General features: G+C 44.2%; 10 protein-coding genes. 1 reads left to right on the top strand and 9 read right to left on the bottom strand.

Annotated elements, in window-relative coordinates; translation table 11 throughout:
* Positions 1–3: 3 nt before the first annotated feature.
* Positions 4–1,875, bottom strand: coding sequence for a glycosyltransferase family 2 protein (locus DWZ38_RS12735; RefSeq protein WP_117853208.1), 1,872 nt, complete (start codon positions 1,873–1,875; stop codon positions 4–6).
* A 206-nt stretch (positions 1,876–2,081) separates the two neighbouring features.
* Between DWZ38_RS12735 and DWZ38_RS12730 the strand changes: the two genes are divergently transcribed.
* Positions 2,082–3,338, top strand: a complete 1,257-nt coding sequence (locus tag DWZ38_RS12730; protein ID WP_243000256.1) for a D-alanyl-D-alanine carboxypeptidase family protein — start codon at positions 2,082–2,084, stop codon at positions 3,336–3,338.
* Between the two features lie 96 nt (positions 3,339–3,434).
* Here DWZ38_RS12730 and DWZ38_RS12725 read toward each other — a convergent pair whose 3' ends face one another.
* The 8 genes from DWZ38_RS12725 to DWZ38_RS12690 form a co-directional block, all read right to left on the bottom strand.
* Complete coding sequence (locus tag DWZ38_RS12725; protein ID WP_021926301.1) at positions 3,435–5,912, bottom strand: glycosyltransferase family 2 protein; 2,478 nt, start codon at positions 5,910–5,912, stop codon at positions 3,435–3,437.
* Between the two features lies 1 nt (position 5,913).
* The gene (locus DWZ38_RS12720; RefSeq protein ID WP_117853203.1) at positions 5,914–7,164 is read right to left on the bottom strand and encodes a hypothetical protein; all 1,251 of its coding nucleotides are present in this window, start codon (positions 7,162–7,164) and stop codon (positions 5,914–5,916) included.
* Positions 7,164–8,090, bottom strand: a complete 927-nt coding sequence (locus tag DWZ38_RS12715; protein ID WP_117853200.1) for a class I SAM-dependent methyltransferase — start codon at positions 8,088–8,090, stop codon at positions 7,164–7,166. Before DWZ38_RS12715 ends, DWZ38_RS12720 begins: the two co-directional genes overlap by 1 nt.
* A gap of 3 nt (positions 8,091–8,093) precedes the next feature.
* Positions 8,094–9,362 (bottom strand): ABC transporter ATP-binding protein, encoded by a 1,269-nt coding sequence (locus DWZ38_RS12710; protein WP_243000255.1) that lies wholly within the window; start codon positions 9,360–9,362, stop codon positions 8,094–8,096.
* A gap of 25 nt (positions 9,363–9,387) precedes the next feature.
* Positions 9,388–10,203 carry an ABC transporter permease gene (locus tag DWZ38_RS12705; protein WP_021926298.1) on the bottom strand — a complete coding sequence of 272 codons (816 nt, stop codon included), beginning with the start codon at positions 10,201–10,203 and terminating at the stop codon, positions 9,388–9,390.
* A gap of 10 nt (positions 10,204–10,213) precedes the next feature.
* On the bottom strand, positions 10,214–10,768 hold the full coding sequence (rfbC, locus tag DWZ38_RS12700) for a dTDP-4-dehydrorhamnose 3,5-epimerase (protein ID WP_021926297.1): 555 nt from the start codon (positions 10,766–10,768) through the stop codon (positions 10,214–10,216).
* Positions 10,769–10,842: 74 nt separating this feature from the next.
* A complete protein-coding gene (locus tag DWZ38_RS12695; RefSeq protein WP_117853198.1) occupies positions 10,843–12,417 on the bottom strand; it encodes a GH25 family lysozyme in 1,575 nt (524 codons plus the stop codon).
* A 260-nt stretch (positions 12,418–12,677) separates the two neighbouring features.
* Positions 12,678–15,383, bottom strand: a complete 2,706-nt coding sequence (locus DWZ38_RS12690; RefSeq protein WP_117853196.1) for a L,D-transpeptidase family protein — start codon at positions 15,381–15,383, stop codon at positions 12,678–12,680.
* Between the last annotated feature and the right edge of the window lie 11 nt (positions 15,384–15,394).

The raw sequence follows: 15,394 nt of genomic DNA, 5'->3' as shown, positions 1-15,394 counted from the left end.
TCCTTAGTCTTTCTCGTCATTTTTGCCGGACATACCCGGAATCGGTCTCAGGGAATAATTCCATTTGGTCAGAGAAAGATTCTTGTTATAATTAGGGTCTCCATTCTTCAGAATCCCTATCCAATTGCTTCTCATATACTCAATTTCTCTCTGAAAACGGCGGATCTTGGCATCATCATCCTCAGCTCCCCTGGTCTTGGACTCCATATGGTAAAGCTTCACATAAGGGTCATATACCACCAGATAACCTGCTTTTCCCGCTTTCAGGCAAAGATCCACATCGTTGAATGCCACAGCCAGCTGCTCGGTAAATCCGCCGGCCTTGTCAAAAGCACTGCGCTTCATCATCATGCAGGCGGCAGTTACAGCACTCATGTCCTGCAAAATAGAAGCCTTATGAAGGTATCCAGTGCGCTCTGCAGGCATGTCCACGAACATATGGCCTGCAATCCCGCCAATTCCAACCACACAGCCAGCATGCTGAATGGTATTATCCGGGTAAAGAAGCTTCACGCCTACAGCTCCTACTTCTCTTCGCTGGCATACGCCAAGCATCTCACCCAGCCAATCCTCTGTGATCACGGTCACATCGTTGTTCAGGAATAACAGATACTCGCCTCTGGCATTTTTCACGCCGAAATTATTGATGGCAGAATAGTTGAATTCCTTTTTCCAGCAGATCAGGTGGATTCTTGGATCTGCAGAAATCTTCTTATAATATTCAAAAATCTCATCTGTGGTACTGTTGTTCTCCACAATAATGATTTCGTAGTTGTCGTAAAGAGTGTTTTTCCGAATGGATTCCAGACAGTTCTCCAGAGTCTCCTTCTCATCCTTATTGGGAATGATAATGGAAACAAGAGGATGTCCCTGTACCGGATATTTCACACGATAAAAACCAAGGTCTGCAGTATGGCTGACTGTTCCTTTCACCCCGGTACGCTCAAGATGGGCCTCAATCGCACGCCTGCCGGCTTCAAAAGCATACATCTTGCTTGCAGGATTATCTGCGGTAGATGCCTTATGGGTACGCCAGTGATACAAAATCTCCGGCACATGCACAACCTCACGGGCTTTTTCCACACAGCGGAAAATAAAATCGTAATCCTGCGCACCGTCGAACTCACGGCGAAAGCCTCCCACTTCTTCCACAAGCTGCCGTCTCACAACAAAAAAGTGACAGATATAATTGTTGGAGCGAAGAAGATCGATGTTAAAATCAGGCTTTAAGTGAGGCTGAAAATGCTCGTCCAGTTCAGCCGTCACCTTATCCTCATCTGTATACACTGCATCTGCCTGTTCATGCTCATTCAGTGCATTCACGATCTCATACAGGGTATTGGGAGAAAGAAGGTCATCATGGTCCAGAAGCCCCACAAACTCTCCCTTCGCCATGGAAAATGCCGCATTTGTATTCTCTGCAATTCCCTTATTCTCATTCAGATCCATCCAACGGATGCGACTGTCTTTACTGCTGTACTCTTCCAGAGTCTTTCTCATGGATTCCTCTTCCGGGCTTCCGTTGGCAATGCACAGCTCCCAGTTCTCATAGGTCTGGGCTATAAGAGAATCTATCATCTGCTTCAAAAACAGCTGCGGAGTCCGATACGCAGGAACTACCACGCTGATAAGGGGCGCATAAACAAACTTTTTCTTTCTCTGTTTGTCAAGGACCGTCTGGTCAGGCGCATACGCCTCATACCAGGGACCATATGGAATCTTCTCCGGCTCAAACCGCTCATGGAGCCGGATCCAGAATTCCTTCAGGCCATAATGCCGCAGATATAAAAGTCCCTTCTGGATCATATATGGAGATAATTTTTTGAAGAAACGGGACCACTGGATCCGTCCTTCTGATCCGCTTTTTTCACTCATACCAAAATCCTTTTCTATTATAATTGCCCCTATTTTAACATTGAAGAAACAAATTTGCAAGGAAGGCGTAAAAGAAAGGTTGAATTAACCTGGCTTTTAGGATATGATTGTATCCATAACCAGTACTTATATTTTCTTATTTTACAGGGAAACTATAGGATATGTTATAATTTTATTAAGTTTATTTTCGCACAGGAGTTTATTATATGATGAAAAAGCCAAAGATACTGTCAGCACTTATGGTTCTTGGACTTTCCGCTTCCCTTCTTGGCCAGGTACCGGTTATGGCGGAAGAGGCAGATCAGACCCAGACCACTGATGCAGCCGGTGGAATCACCACCAATTCTATTTCCGGATGGCCTCAGGCCTCCGATATTTCCTCAGAGGCAGCTGTAGTGATGGAGAATTCCACCAATACGGTGCTCTATTCCAAGAATGCAGATGAAGTGCTTTTCCCGGGAAGCACGGTGAAGATCATGACCTGCCTTCTTGCTCTTGAAAATGCACAGCTGACCGATCAGGTTACAATGACCGCTACCGGAGTTTCCGGAGTTACCGATGGAGGTGCCAGCATCTCCTCCCAGGTGGATGAGGTTTTCACTGTGGAGCAGTGTCTGTACGCCATCATGGTAGCCTCTGCCAATGATATCGCTTTGCAGATTGCAGAGCATGTGGGAGGTTCTGTAGATAATTTTGTACAGATGATGAACAGCCGTGCCCAGGAGCTTGGCTGCACCAATACCGTTTTTACCAATCCCACCGGACTTCCCGATGACAATCAGCATACCACAGCCCACGATATGGCACTGATCATGCAGGCTGCCATCCAGAGCGAATCCTTCCGCACTATTGCAGCAGCCACCAGCTATACCATCCCGGCTACTAATAAAGCCGCTGACCGTAATCTGACCAGTAAGTTTACCATGACCGATACCGCAAGCACTGGTTTCTATGAGGGCTGCATAGGAGGAAAAGAGGGCTATACAGAGGCCTCCGGCAGCACACTGGTGTGCGCAGCCCAGCGAGACGGCATGACACTGATCAGCGTTGTTTTGAAGGGTGCTTCCGGACAGACCGCACCGGATGCGGCCTCCATTTTGAATTACGGATTCGATCAGTTCCAGCTGCTTTCTCTTGGAGACAGTGATTTCAGTATTATCTCCGGCGGAGATGTGGTCGTCCCCAACGGCACTGCAGAAGACAGCCTGACTACAGAAGATACACAGAACGGCGATGAGATCGACCGCACTTATCTGTTTAACGGAGCGGCTGTGGGATCAGCTGTCCTTGAGGTGACACAGGCACAGGACACTGCATCTGTTCAGGAAGGTGAACAGAATATGCAGGCCGCCAGAGAATATTCGGAGGCACACACTTACATTCCTTATTATGTGATTGCCGGAGCTTTCCTTATTCTTCTTATTTTCTTTATCTGGAGAATTGTTAAGGTCGTGAAATCTTAACCTATCAAAAAATCAGCCCGAGCAGGATGCTATTGTGCATCTGCTCAGGCTGATTTTTTATTGCTGCCAGGGATTTCGGTTTCAATGATTATTTCATTATTTTCCAAAATCCGCTTCGATTTTCTTCTCGGATTCCATACGAAAGGTGCAGTCCCCACGTACAAGGCTAAGATTCGGATTGTAGTAGGGATCTCCTTTTTTCAGGAACTCTGCATGGCGTTCGCGGAAATGGCTGATTTCCTTTTTAAAGCGCTGCTGTTTTTCCTCGGTATTTTCCATACCGCGTGATTTGGACTCATAATGATAAAGGCATGCCTCGGGAGTGAACACAACTAATTTACCAAGTGCTCTGGCTCTCAGACAGAAATCAATGTCATTTAATGCCACAGTAAAGCTTTCATCCAGTCCATGAAGCTGGTCAAAAACAGACCGTTTCACCATGAGGCAGGCTCCGGTTACCGCACTTTCATCCTGGGCAACTCCAAGACGCCATAAATATCCCATTGCATTTCTGTCGTAACCTGTAAGAATATGTCCTGCAAAACCTGCAATTCCCACAACCACGCCTGCATGCTGTACCGTATTGTCCGGATACAGAAGCTTGGCTCCAACGATAGCCACATCCTCCCGCTGGCAGTATCCCATAAGATTCTCCAGCCACTGCGGAGTGATGACTTCCGTATCATTGTTCAGAAGCAGCAGGAATTCTCCCTCTGCATACTGTGCACCAAAATTATTGATCGCGGAATAATTAAAGGGGCCATCCCATTTAACCACCTTTACTTCTGAATACCGCTTCTCAAGTTCTTCATAATAACAGAAGGTTTTCTCTTCCTCGCTGTTATTTTCAATTACAATAATCTCAAAATTTTTCCATGTGCTTTTTTCCATAATGGAGGTCACGCATTTCTCCAGATCTGCAGTGTGATCCTTATTGGGAATCAGAATAGAGACCTTTGGATTTCCCTTTATGGCAAAATAGCTTCGGAAAACAACAGGATTTCCTGTATATTCTACGACTGCATCAATTCCCATACGCTTATAATGCTCTGTCAAAGCCTTCTCACCGGCAATCACTGCATATGGCTTGTCATCCGGATTCCCTGCGGTAGAGCCCTCATGGCTTCTCCAGTGATAAAGGAGCTTGGGAATATGTCGGATATTCTGTGTATGTTCGGTACAGCGCAGCAGGAAATCATAGTCCTGGGAACCATCATATTCTCCCTGCAGAAGGCCAACCTTATCAAGAAGGGTTCTCTTCACAACCACAAGATGACAGATGTAATTAACACAATGCAGGTAGTCCGGATTAAAGTCCGGCTTAAAATGAGGATACAGACGTTTTCCCTTGATATCAATAATGTCTTCATCGGAATATAATAACTCTGCTTCTGGATGGCTCTCAATCTCAGCTGCCATCTGATAGAGCGCCTCTTCTGCCAAAGTGTCGTCATGATCAGAAAAAGTAATATAATTGCCTGTTGCGATTCCAATTGCCGCATTGGTATTGTCTGAAATTCTCAGCTGTTTTTCATTATATACCACACGGATTCGGGAATCCTTTTTCTCATATTCTTTCAGAAGATTTTTGATCGGAGAATCCGGGCCGCTGCCATCGGAAAGACACAGTTCCCAGTTGCTGTAGGTCTGGGCAAGAACGGAATCCACCAGAGACTTCAGCAAATATTCATCCGTCTTATACAGCGGAACAACAATGCTGAATTTGATGTTCTCTTTAAAAACCCGCTTTCTCTGTCTGTTTAACTCCTGACGGGTAACTTTATTTTCTTTCAGCCAGGTCTCATACATTCCATCCTTCTGCTTCGGCGTCCTTAAGCGTTCGATGCATTTTTTTGCCATTGGAACAGCACCGTGGGCACGGTAATATACAGCAGCTTTTTTGCTGTAGGTGCCAAGTTTTCCCACAAATTTACTGATAGGAGTGGTTCCGATCTGGTAAACCGTCTTGTTTCCTTCCTGGTCCTTTATCACAAAGTAAACTTTTTTTCCTGTCACATTCTCGATGCGAATGGAAAAGCCGCATTCCTTCTCAATAGGCCATTCCCGGTACATCTCTGCTACATCCATTCTGATGCAGCGTTTCACCTTGATTTTCAGTGGTTTTTTATTTTCATCGTAGGCTCTGTACTGCAAAGGTGTTCTGGCTACTGCCCAGCCTCCAAGACCTACTGCATTTTCCTGGGGTGCAAAAATCTCGGCATCCAGAAAGAACTGCGGCCTGCCCTGCTTCCTGGCAATTTCCAGAACATTGGACTTATACCACAGACGTCTCTGCTTTCCATTTACAGCATAAACCTTAATAACCTTATGCTTCTTCAGATCTTCCGGCAAGGTTAGAAATACATCTGCCCATTTGCCCCCTGGAAACTGCTCATCCAGGGTTCGTTCCCTGGGAGATAAAACGATTCGTTCCTGTACCTCTGATGGAAGAAGTTTTCCATCAAGAAAGCTTTCAATCTGATCTTCTTTCGAAATAATGCCGGTAATCATATATTTTTTACTGTCATCCAGAAGAAAGCGTTCTTTCTCTACCAGCAATACTTTTTGACTCATGTTATTTCCCTTTCTTTTCCATAACCTTCTCATATACCATCTGAAGCATGGGTTTGTTTTTCTCTTCCAGTTCCCTGGTCCGCTGTTCTACAAGATCATTTAACCTTGCGTTCTCCTTTTGCAGATCCTGCAGGCACGCCAGCATATCCTGATTTTCCAGATAGATTTCCAGCTGCATGGTCAATTGCTTCGCACCCTGGGGTACGGCAATGTCTTTTATGTGGGGATCCGGCCTGGATATCAAGGCCCAGCTGCCATGGATAAAACCGTCCGGAACTTCTGCTTCATCCATAGATGCAGTCTGTCCGTCAAATGCCAGTTTCTTTATGTGAACCATACAGGGCTGGTCACCTGGATCAATTCGTATTTTGCGGCACTCTGGAGGCAGATCAATTGTGTAGTCCGCATGGCGTGTCATAATTGGACGCTTCGCGGAAAACGGTTCATAGTACCTGCCCTCTTCATCGCCGAAATACACCTGCAGCAGTCCTGTAGTCTCCACAGAAAATGAACTCATTCCAGGCGTCATCACTCCATACATTTCACGCATGGGAACATGACTGCCTGTGATATATCCCTGAAAAGCTTTCTCCATCTGAGCAAATGAGCTCTGCAGAGCTTCACTGATTCCCAGCTCCTGATAAAGCTTCTCTTCATTTAAAGGTGTCCGGATACTGTTTGTCTGAATATAATAGTGAATGATCCGATACAGAACATATTCACAGGGTACCGGAAATTCAAAGGTCCATTCATAATCCAGCAGCGTGATAGGTTCTGTAAGCATTACATTATCACAAACTATATCAATATTTGTAATCTCCGCACACATAAGCTGAGACGGCAATGTCACATTTCCAAATACCTGCTGAAATTCTGCTGTCACTTCAAATGGTTTCTGGCTGTATACAAGCCGCACCTGCTTCAAAAACTCCACAAGCCGATCAAATGCAGCCTGGATTTCCCCTCTCTGCAGCATGCTGTCCAGATGCTCCGAAAGACTTTCTGCATCCAGATACTCAAATTTCACGCCATCTTCCACGATTTCACATTTATTGCATACAAAGGGGACTTTCTCGTACACAGCATTTAATCTGCTGTTCCAGGAAGCCAGATTGTCCATATGCTCTTTTCCTTCCGGGTAAAGAGCTTTTTTCTGCAGCCAGCGCTTTTTGTTTTCTTCCAGAATATCTGTACGGATGGCAAAACGTCTGCTTCTCTCATTGGAATATTTGCTGTAAATAATCTCTGCCATTATTCTTCCTCTCTTTTCGCAATCACCAGAAACGAATTGGAAAACTCCGGAAAAAGTCCGGCATCCACTAAAGAATCATACACCCTTTCTTCATTAAACAGCTGAATCCTGGGTCTGTCAAAATTACAGAAATTATCTTTCAGTTCTCCCTTTTTTGGAAGGCGTTTATCGGAATAGATGGTCAGCGGAAACTTATAATCCGGATAAGGATAATAGAAGGTGGTCTGAAAGCTGCCTGCAGCATCGATCAGTTCCTGCAGTTCTTTTCTTGAAAAGGTTCTTACCCCTTTCGTATCCGGATAATTTTCAATGCCTTCAAAATATTTCCCTACATGGTCTTCGGTACAGCCAGCCCAGTATTTCAGTCCCAGACGATTTTCTATGGCAATGACCAGCTTTCCGTCTTTTTCCAGATGTCTGGATATGCGGCGAAGCATTTCCACATAAGGCTGATGAGTTCCAATATATCCTTCTGAATATTCGAACACGCCAATCAGCGTGATATAATCATATTTTTCAGTAAGGCTCACCTCAATATCCTGAAAATTTCCCACCATGATCTTTACATTGTCACATTCTCGATTTCGGTAAGCATTAATGGTGCTGCGCATTTTGGACAGATCAATACAGGTTACGCTTCCGGCTTTCTTTGCCAAAGCTCCTGTAATAGGACCGCATCCAGAGCCAATTTCCAGAACCTTGTCTGTTTTCCGGATTGGAAGCCACTCCAGTATATTCTGACGGATATGGGAAAAATGGTAAAGTACCGGCCAGCTGTTTTTCTCTGCAATTACACGATTTAATTCTTCTTCCCCATAACTGCGGGCAATTTCCAGGAGTTCCTCTTCTACAGGACCATCACTGTACAGGTCCTCTCCCGGATAAAACTCATAGTCCAGCGTTACTTTTCCAATTTTTTCCTGCATCTACTATTCTTCCTCCACTGATACTGTGGAATTCATATCATAAAAACCAACGGTGTTCTTGGTAGAAACCACAGTAATGTTGCAAGCGTCATATAAACGGTGAAATACGGTAAAATCTCCATTCTGATATCCGGTACATCCAAAGGAAAGAAGGTATTCTCCCCCCTGCAGATTCATTTCCTGTTCAAAAGTAACCACGCACTCACAGCCTGAAGCGGATTTCTCTACATTTACGCCTTCGTACATGGTATTCGTTCCGGTAATTTCTGTTCCCTGGATATTTTTGAAGGTAAAGGCCATGATTGGCTGCTGAATGCTTTCGTTAAAATGAACCTTCATTTTAATTTTAAACCGGGAACCTTTTTCAATGGTATTGCTCTGGCGGCCCTTGGAATCCAGAACTACAAAATCACAGATCTCAGCCTGCTTGTCTCCATACTCCAAAGTATTGGGATTCACCTGAAAACCACTTCTCCAGTTTGTCTCAGAATTTACAGGTGCTGTATGCTCATCTTCTGCCTGCTTCACTGGATCCTGGTGTACCAGAAGCTGCTTGTACATATCTACCATTGCCTTCGGGGAGCCTTCATCCAGCTTCTCCCCCTGATTCAGCAGGATAACGCGGTCACAGTACTTGGAAACGCTTCCCAGATCATGGCTTACAAATAAAATTGTTTTTCCCTGTTTCTTAAATTCCTCGAATTTATGATAGCACTTCGCCTGGAAAAATACATCTCCTACAGACAAAGCTTCGTCTACTACCAGGATTTCCGGGTCAATATTGATGGCCACTGCAAATGCAAGACGTACGAACATACCGCTTGAATAGGTTTTTACAGGCTGGTGGATAAAGTCACCAATATCTGCAAAACTAAGGATCTCATCCAGGCGCTCATTAATCTCATTCTGGGAAAATCCAAGCATTGTACCATTCAGATACACATTTTCCAGACCTGAATATTCCGGGTTAAAGCCTGCACCTAATTCCAGCAGAGCTGAAATCCTTCCATGCACAGACACTTCCCCTGCAGTGGGCGCAAGTACACCTGTAATAATCTTCAGGATGGTAGACTTACCGGAGCCATTGGTTCCGATAATACCAACACATTCTCCCTCGCGCACATCAAAGCTTACATCTCTTAATGCGTAATGCTCCCGGTAGCGTTTCTTTTTCCCAAAGCCGAGGGAATCCTTCAGACGGTCTGAAGGTTTATTATAAAGCCTGTACATCTTAGACAGGTTCTTTATTTCAATGGCATTTTTACTTTCCACATTAGTTCCTTTCTATTTCCATGCATTATAAAACATCTGCAAAATGAATGCGAAGACGTTTAAAAATCCAGTTTCCGAACAGGAAACAGATGATGGATACTACCCAGAAGTAAATGGTCCAGTTCGGTCTTTCCCAGAACCATCTTTTTATAATAAAGGCATCTCTGTATCCTGACACAATATAAAACATTGGATTCAACTGAAGTATTTTGTACAGTCGGCTCTGTACACCGATCATGCTCTCCGCAACCCACATAATAGGTGTGATCCATACACCAATCTGAAGTATAATTCCGATAATCTGTCCCAGGTCACGAAACAGCACTACAATCGCGCTGGTTGCATAGCACAGCCCCGTTACCAGAAAGAAGGCACATGCACTGTAATAGAAAATCTGTAAATAGTACATATCTGGGAATCTGCCGTTGCACATATAAAGAATAATGGCTAATATAACAAAAAAGCCATGCACAAACAATGCTGAAATAATTTTTACGACCGGCAGCACGCTAATATTAAAAACTACCTTTTTTACCAGGTAATTATATTCAATCAGCGCATTGGTTCCCCCGGAAAGAGCATCTGAAAAGAAAAACCAGGGGACAATTCCCGCTACCAGATAAAGCACAAATGGGATTCCAAGCTCATCTGTGTTGGAGCGGAAGCCCACTGAAAATACAAACCAATATACCAGAATGGTTACAACCGGCTGAACAAATGCCCAGATGGTTCCAAAATAAGATCCTGCATATCTGGTCTTAAAATCATTTTTCGCCAGTTTCATAACCAGCCGGCGGTTTCTGTACAGATCCGCCGGCAGAGAAAAAATTGTTTTAAGCATTTATGATCTCCTATCTCTGAAGTTCCTTTAAACTTCCCCATTTCTGATCCTTGTCAGAGAAGATCAGTTCCATTCCTTCCGGAATCGGCCACTGTACGTTGATATCCGGGTCATTCCAGATCAGACCGCCCTCATCATTGGGATGATAGAAGTCAGAGCATTTGTATGTGAACTCTGCATTCTCGGAAAGAACCAGGAAGCCATGGGCAAATCCCTTCGGAATAAAGAACTGCTTCTTATTCTCTGCTGAAAGAAGAACGCCATACCACTTGCCGTATGTTTTGGAATCTTTTCTTAAGTCAACAGCAACGTCGAATACTTCGCCGTTTACAACACGTACAAGCTTGTCCTGCGGATAGTTCAGCTGGAAATGAAGTCCGCGGAGCACACCGTATCTTGAGCTGGACTGATTGTCCTGTACAAACTCCACATCAATTCCAGCTTCCTTAAAATCATTGTAATTGTATGTTTCCATAAAATAACCTCTGGAATCACCAAATACAGTTGGTTCAATTACCTTTAATCCTTCGATATCGTCACAGTTTGTTACTTTAATTTTTCCCATTTTCTTTTCTCCTTATTTCTATTTTTGTGAAGTCAGAGATAAAATATCCCCCCTGACCTGCTGCCTTTGTCTGATCAGGCTTTGTACTGCTTCGTACATACACCGTCTTTATTAAACACAGAAACGATTCTGTTTTTGCTGGTGAGCTTTATACTCTGGGCACGAACACCTGCTTTCGCCCCGGTTCCATTATAAAAATAATACTTCTTTCCCTTAATGGTATGCCAACCTTTATAGGCTTTTCCATTTCTGTCAAAATAATAGGTAAGCTTCTGTTTGCCCACAGTTATAGAATAAAATTTATTCTGTACGCGAATACCATTTTTATCAAAGTAATAAATATTGCCTGAGGAGTCTATATATTTATAATTGGTCCGCAGTTCAAATGTCTTCGGATTAAAATAATAATACCTGCTTCCAATCTTTTTCATTCCAGTGTACGCCATGCCATTATAACCAAAATAGTATTTCTTTCCGCTTTGGGTCACAAACTGATTGCTTACACGAACACCATTTTTATCCAGGAAAAAGAGTGAAGTAGCTGATTTCCGCAATTTGTTCCTGTACATAGCACCGTTAGCTCTGCTAAAATAATAACATTTACCGTCAATTCTTTTCCAGCCGGTGACTTTTACGTTGTTTTCATAATAATATTTCCTGCTGCCCTCTGTAACCCAGCCATTTTTCATCGGGACCTTGTCCTGATATGACGGCTCTGCGGCAGGTGTATAACCTTGCTGAGGCTGCCATCTTGGTACAATTTTGGCAGTATAATCCACAAACCCAAAATTCACATCCACATTGTCCCATTTTGAAATACCGCTTATAAGATTCTTGGTGGAAGCCATTCCCGAAACTTCGTCGCCAGCCGTCCCCTGCCAGATGGTATACTTGTATGTGCTGGTACTTGGCGCCAGGACATGATCTCCATAATAAGCAATCCAGATATCAATTCCAGCCCCTTCCAGCACACTCCAATCCACAAAATTATTATACCAGTCCAGATTCATATAAAGCATAGGCGTGTACCCAGCCTTACGGATCTCATCGCAGAAAGTAAGGGCAATCTGTGAAATTTCCCTTTTGCTTTTGGTTCCCAGCGTTCGCTCATCCTCCATGTCAAACACTACCGGGTAAGAAACCTTATGCCCTTTCATTTTCTGAATTGCCAGCTGCGCCTCTGCCAGTGCTTCCTTATTGGATTTCGCCAGGCTGTATACATAAGTTCCAACTGGAACGCCAGCTGCCTCCGCCTGTGTCATATTATAATCAAATTTTGAATCCACACGATTCAGACCATAAGAAAGCCGGATAAATGCGAAATCCACATCTTTCTTCACAAGTTTCCAGTCAATCGTTTCCTGCCACTGAGACACATCAATTCCACGCGTGATCGCACCATCTATTTTTTTTCCGCTTCCGTTGTAGCAAACACCATCAATTTTCTTCCAGGCTCTGGCTGCTTCTCCTTCTGTAGAACCTGAAAAAACCCTCACCCTTGCCATTGTTTCCTCTGGTGCAAGATTGTCAATCCTGTCGTAAGGCAAATACCCTGCATTTGCACTGACTGTTGCAGGAGCAGAAATTCCTGCTGCTCCCAATACAGCTGACAATAAACCAGCTGACAGCCACTTTTTCCAATTCTTCATACTTTCTCCTAATTCTTTATTTCTAAATATAAAAGTCAGATGCCTTGCGCCTGCAGCGCTGTCACAGCCGTCGATATAATATGTTAAAAATGTATTACTTCGTTATTATACAGTCTCCTTTTTCAAATTTCAACGTTATTCTCCAAAACAATGAAAAGGTGCCTTAAATTCATCAAAACTGATAAAATTAAGACACCTTTCTGTGCTTGTTTTATGTGAGTTATCAAGGACAAAATTCCTCGTCTCTGACTGTCTTTGTCTTATGCAGCTGGATCTGTGGGATCGTAATATCCGCCGTTCTTCCACCTGGCAGGTACAATTGCCTTGCGTCCAAGAGGTCCCTTGAATGATTCGTTGGAATTATAGGTACCGTCAAAGATATAAATAGTAGAACCGCTGCTGTTATAGTATACCCACTTGGCATCGCCTACACAGGTACGGATACATCCGTGAGAAGCCGGGCTTCCAAGTTTATTGTAAGCACTTACCGGAAGATTATAGCTGTTCGCATAGCTGCATGCAACCGAATGAACGAAAATACCACCCTGTCCTGCTCCGTTTACATGAGTTCCATACTGTCCCCAGGATGGTCCCATAAGTGCCTGCCATCTGCTGTAAGGAGTCAGCGTATATTTGCCCTTCGGGGTAGGTGTCCATGGATTACCTACGGAAACACGGATCGTCTTGACTGGAATGGTACGTGCAGAATCCGCATATACAGTCATAACGCCATTTACACGGTCAACCTCAAAGGTATAAGGTCCTTTGTAAATATTGGTAAGATCGTTGATTCTGTATCCATTCTTATCAAAGTAATATTTCTTGCCGTTGATCCATTTGGATTCGTTTGTCACATAGCCCTTTTTGTCCGGATTAATATAGCGAACCAGGTTCTGTGAGTCATTTACGATTACCCATCCAGTTGTATATTTACCGGTGGAATCCACATAACCGTATCTGCTTCCCTGCTTTACAAACTCATTGGTAACCAGATTGTAGCTTCTGAAGCAATACCAGTTTCCATTCACCTGGCGCCAGCCGTTTCGAAGCAATGCTCCATCGGCATCTGCATAATAGGTCTTATTCTGGTAGCTAAACATCTTATTCTTAACCAGCTGGCCATTTCTGGTAGTTGGAGTTGAAGGCTGGAAGAAGTATTTCTTTCCTTTTACATTAACGAAACCAGTCGCAAAAGTTCCGTTTATTCTGAAATAACCGCCTTTCCCCCAAATATCTGACCAGTGATTTCCGTTTGCGTTAAACCAAAACCAGCCATAAAATCTTCCATTTGATAAGGTTACTGACTGCCAGCCAGTCTTCTTCACAATATTTCCTGCTGTAGAACCGAAATAATATAAGCGGTTTCCAGCTCCCGGACAACGATGCCAGCAATTCTTCCAATTGGCAACAGAACCGTCATCTGTTACATAATATTGTGTATTATTGTATGTAATGATTCTTCGTTTATAGATGATTCCGGATTTCGTCGTTATATAATATTTACGATTGGACGCTTTCACCATCTGGCTCTTAATCAAATATCCGTCTTTATCAATCAGATACGTATATTTCGGATTTTTGCGTCCGCTTAAACCAGTCGGTACAATTCCGTGCTGCCGAAGCTGACCAATTTTGGAACTGCCCTTTCTGGCTGGCTCATAATATCTCCACTGCTCTCCTGCTGAAGTCTTAAACATTTTCCAGCAATCATGAAACATCTTGCCCGGGATTTCCTGGTCATTTGCTGCCGGCTCAAAATAATACTGTGCAGAAACGCCATTGACAGTTAATGTCACATCCCCTGTACGAGGAGTTCCATTCTCATCCAGGCAATAATATTCGCCATTGATCTTGAAATATCCGGTATATGTATTCTGTGCCTTGGCATTCTCATCCAGCTCTGCAACAGTCAAAGCCTTGCCGCTGTTGCCATAGTACTGGAAATTCTTGGTGTCTTTATTCCACAGCCAGTAGTTCTTCTTCATCTGGCCTACTGTAGTCTTCCAAGGTACCAGTGCTGCGCCTTTGCCTTCGTATTCTTTATATGCGGCGGCAACGCTGCTGTCTGCAGGTGTGAAATAATAATCACCGCTGATCTTGCTGGCACACTCTGTTCCATTCAGAGTTTTCTTGCCAAGTACAAGATATCCGTTCTCATCAAACAGATAATATCCGGTATGATTCGTTCCGGTCTCATTTCTGGTAGTGATTGCAACAATGCCATCGGCAATTGTGTAATAATCGTCCTTCAGGCTGGTCACTTCTGCAGTGCCTGCTGCGTCAGTACCCTCAGTGCCTGTTGCTGCATCTGCAGGTTCAGCATTCTGTGCTTCACCACTATTCTGCACAGCTGCTGCGTCCTGCGCTTCGCTGTTATCAGAAAACTCGTCAGCAGTCTGTTCATCAGCAGAGCCAGCCTCCGCTGGAACGTCAGAAGACTGCACATCAGCAATCTGTACAGCTGCTTTCACAGCTTTCTTTTTATGGAGCCTGAATCTGCCGTCTGATGTCTGCTCCCATTCCTTCCATTCAAAAATGGTGCTGGATTCACTGGCCCGCATATCAGCAGCCTCTTCCGGTGTCTCCTGCACTTCAAAAGAATCTGTCTCATCCGTGTTCTCAAATCCCTGCACATCCTGTACAGGATTCTCTGCACTGGTTCTGTCTCCGTTCTCCGTGCTTCCAGATGTAAAGCCATCGGTAACGCTTTCACCTGCACTGACATTCTCCTGCGGGGTCTGCACGGTGTCAGATGTCTCCTGCTGTGATCCATCAACTGATGGAGTTTCCGGCTCAGATACTGCTGGCTGTTCTGCCTCCACTGCATCTGGCTGCTGTGCTTCCCCAGTCTGCTCTGAAGTAAAACCGGATGTAAAGCCGCCATCCAAAGCGGCGGCTGGAACCTCCAGTCCCATAGAAACACTGAGCAAAATTCCTAAAATTGCTGCGGCTGCTCTCTTTTTCATTTTTCTTCCTC

The sequence above is a fragment of the Ruminococcus sp. AF31-8BH genome (assembly GCF_003460605.1).
Lineage (GTDB): Bacteria > Bacillota > Clostridia > Lachnospirales > Lachnospiraceae > Blautia_A > Blautia_A acetigignens.
This window is presented reverse-complemented; position numbering and strand designations above follow the sequence as displayed.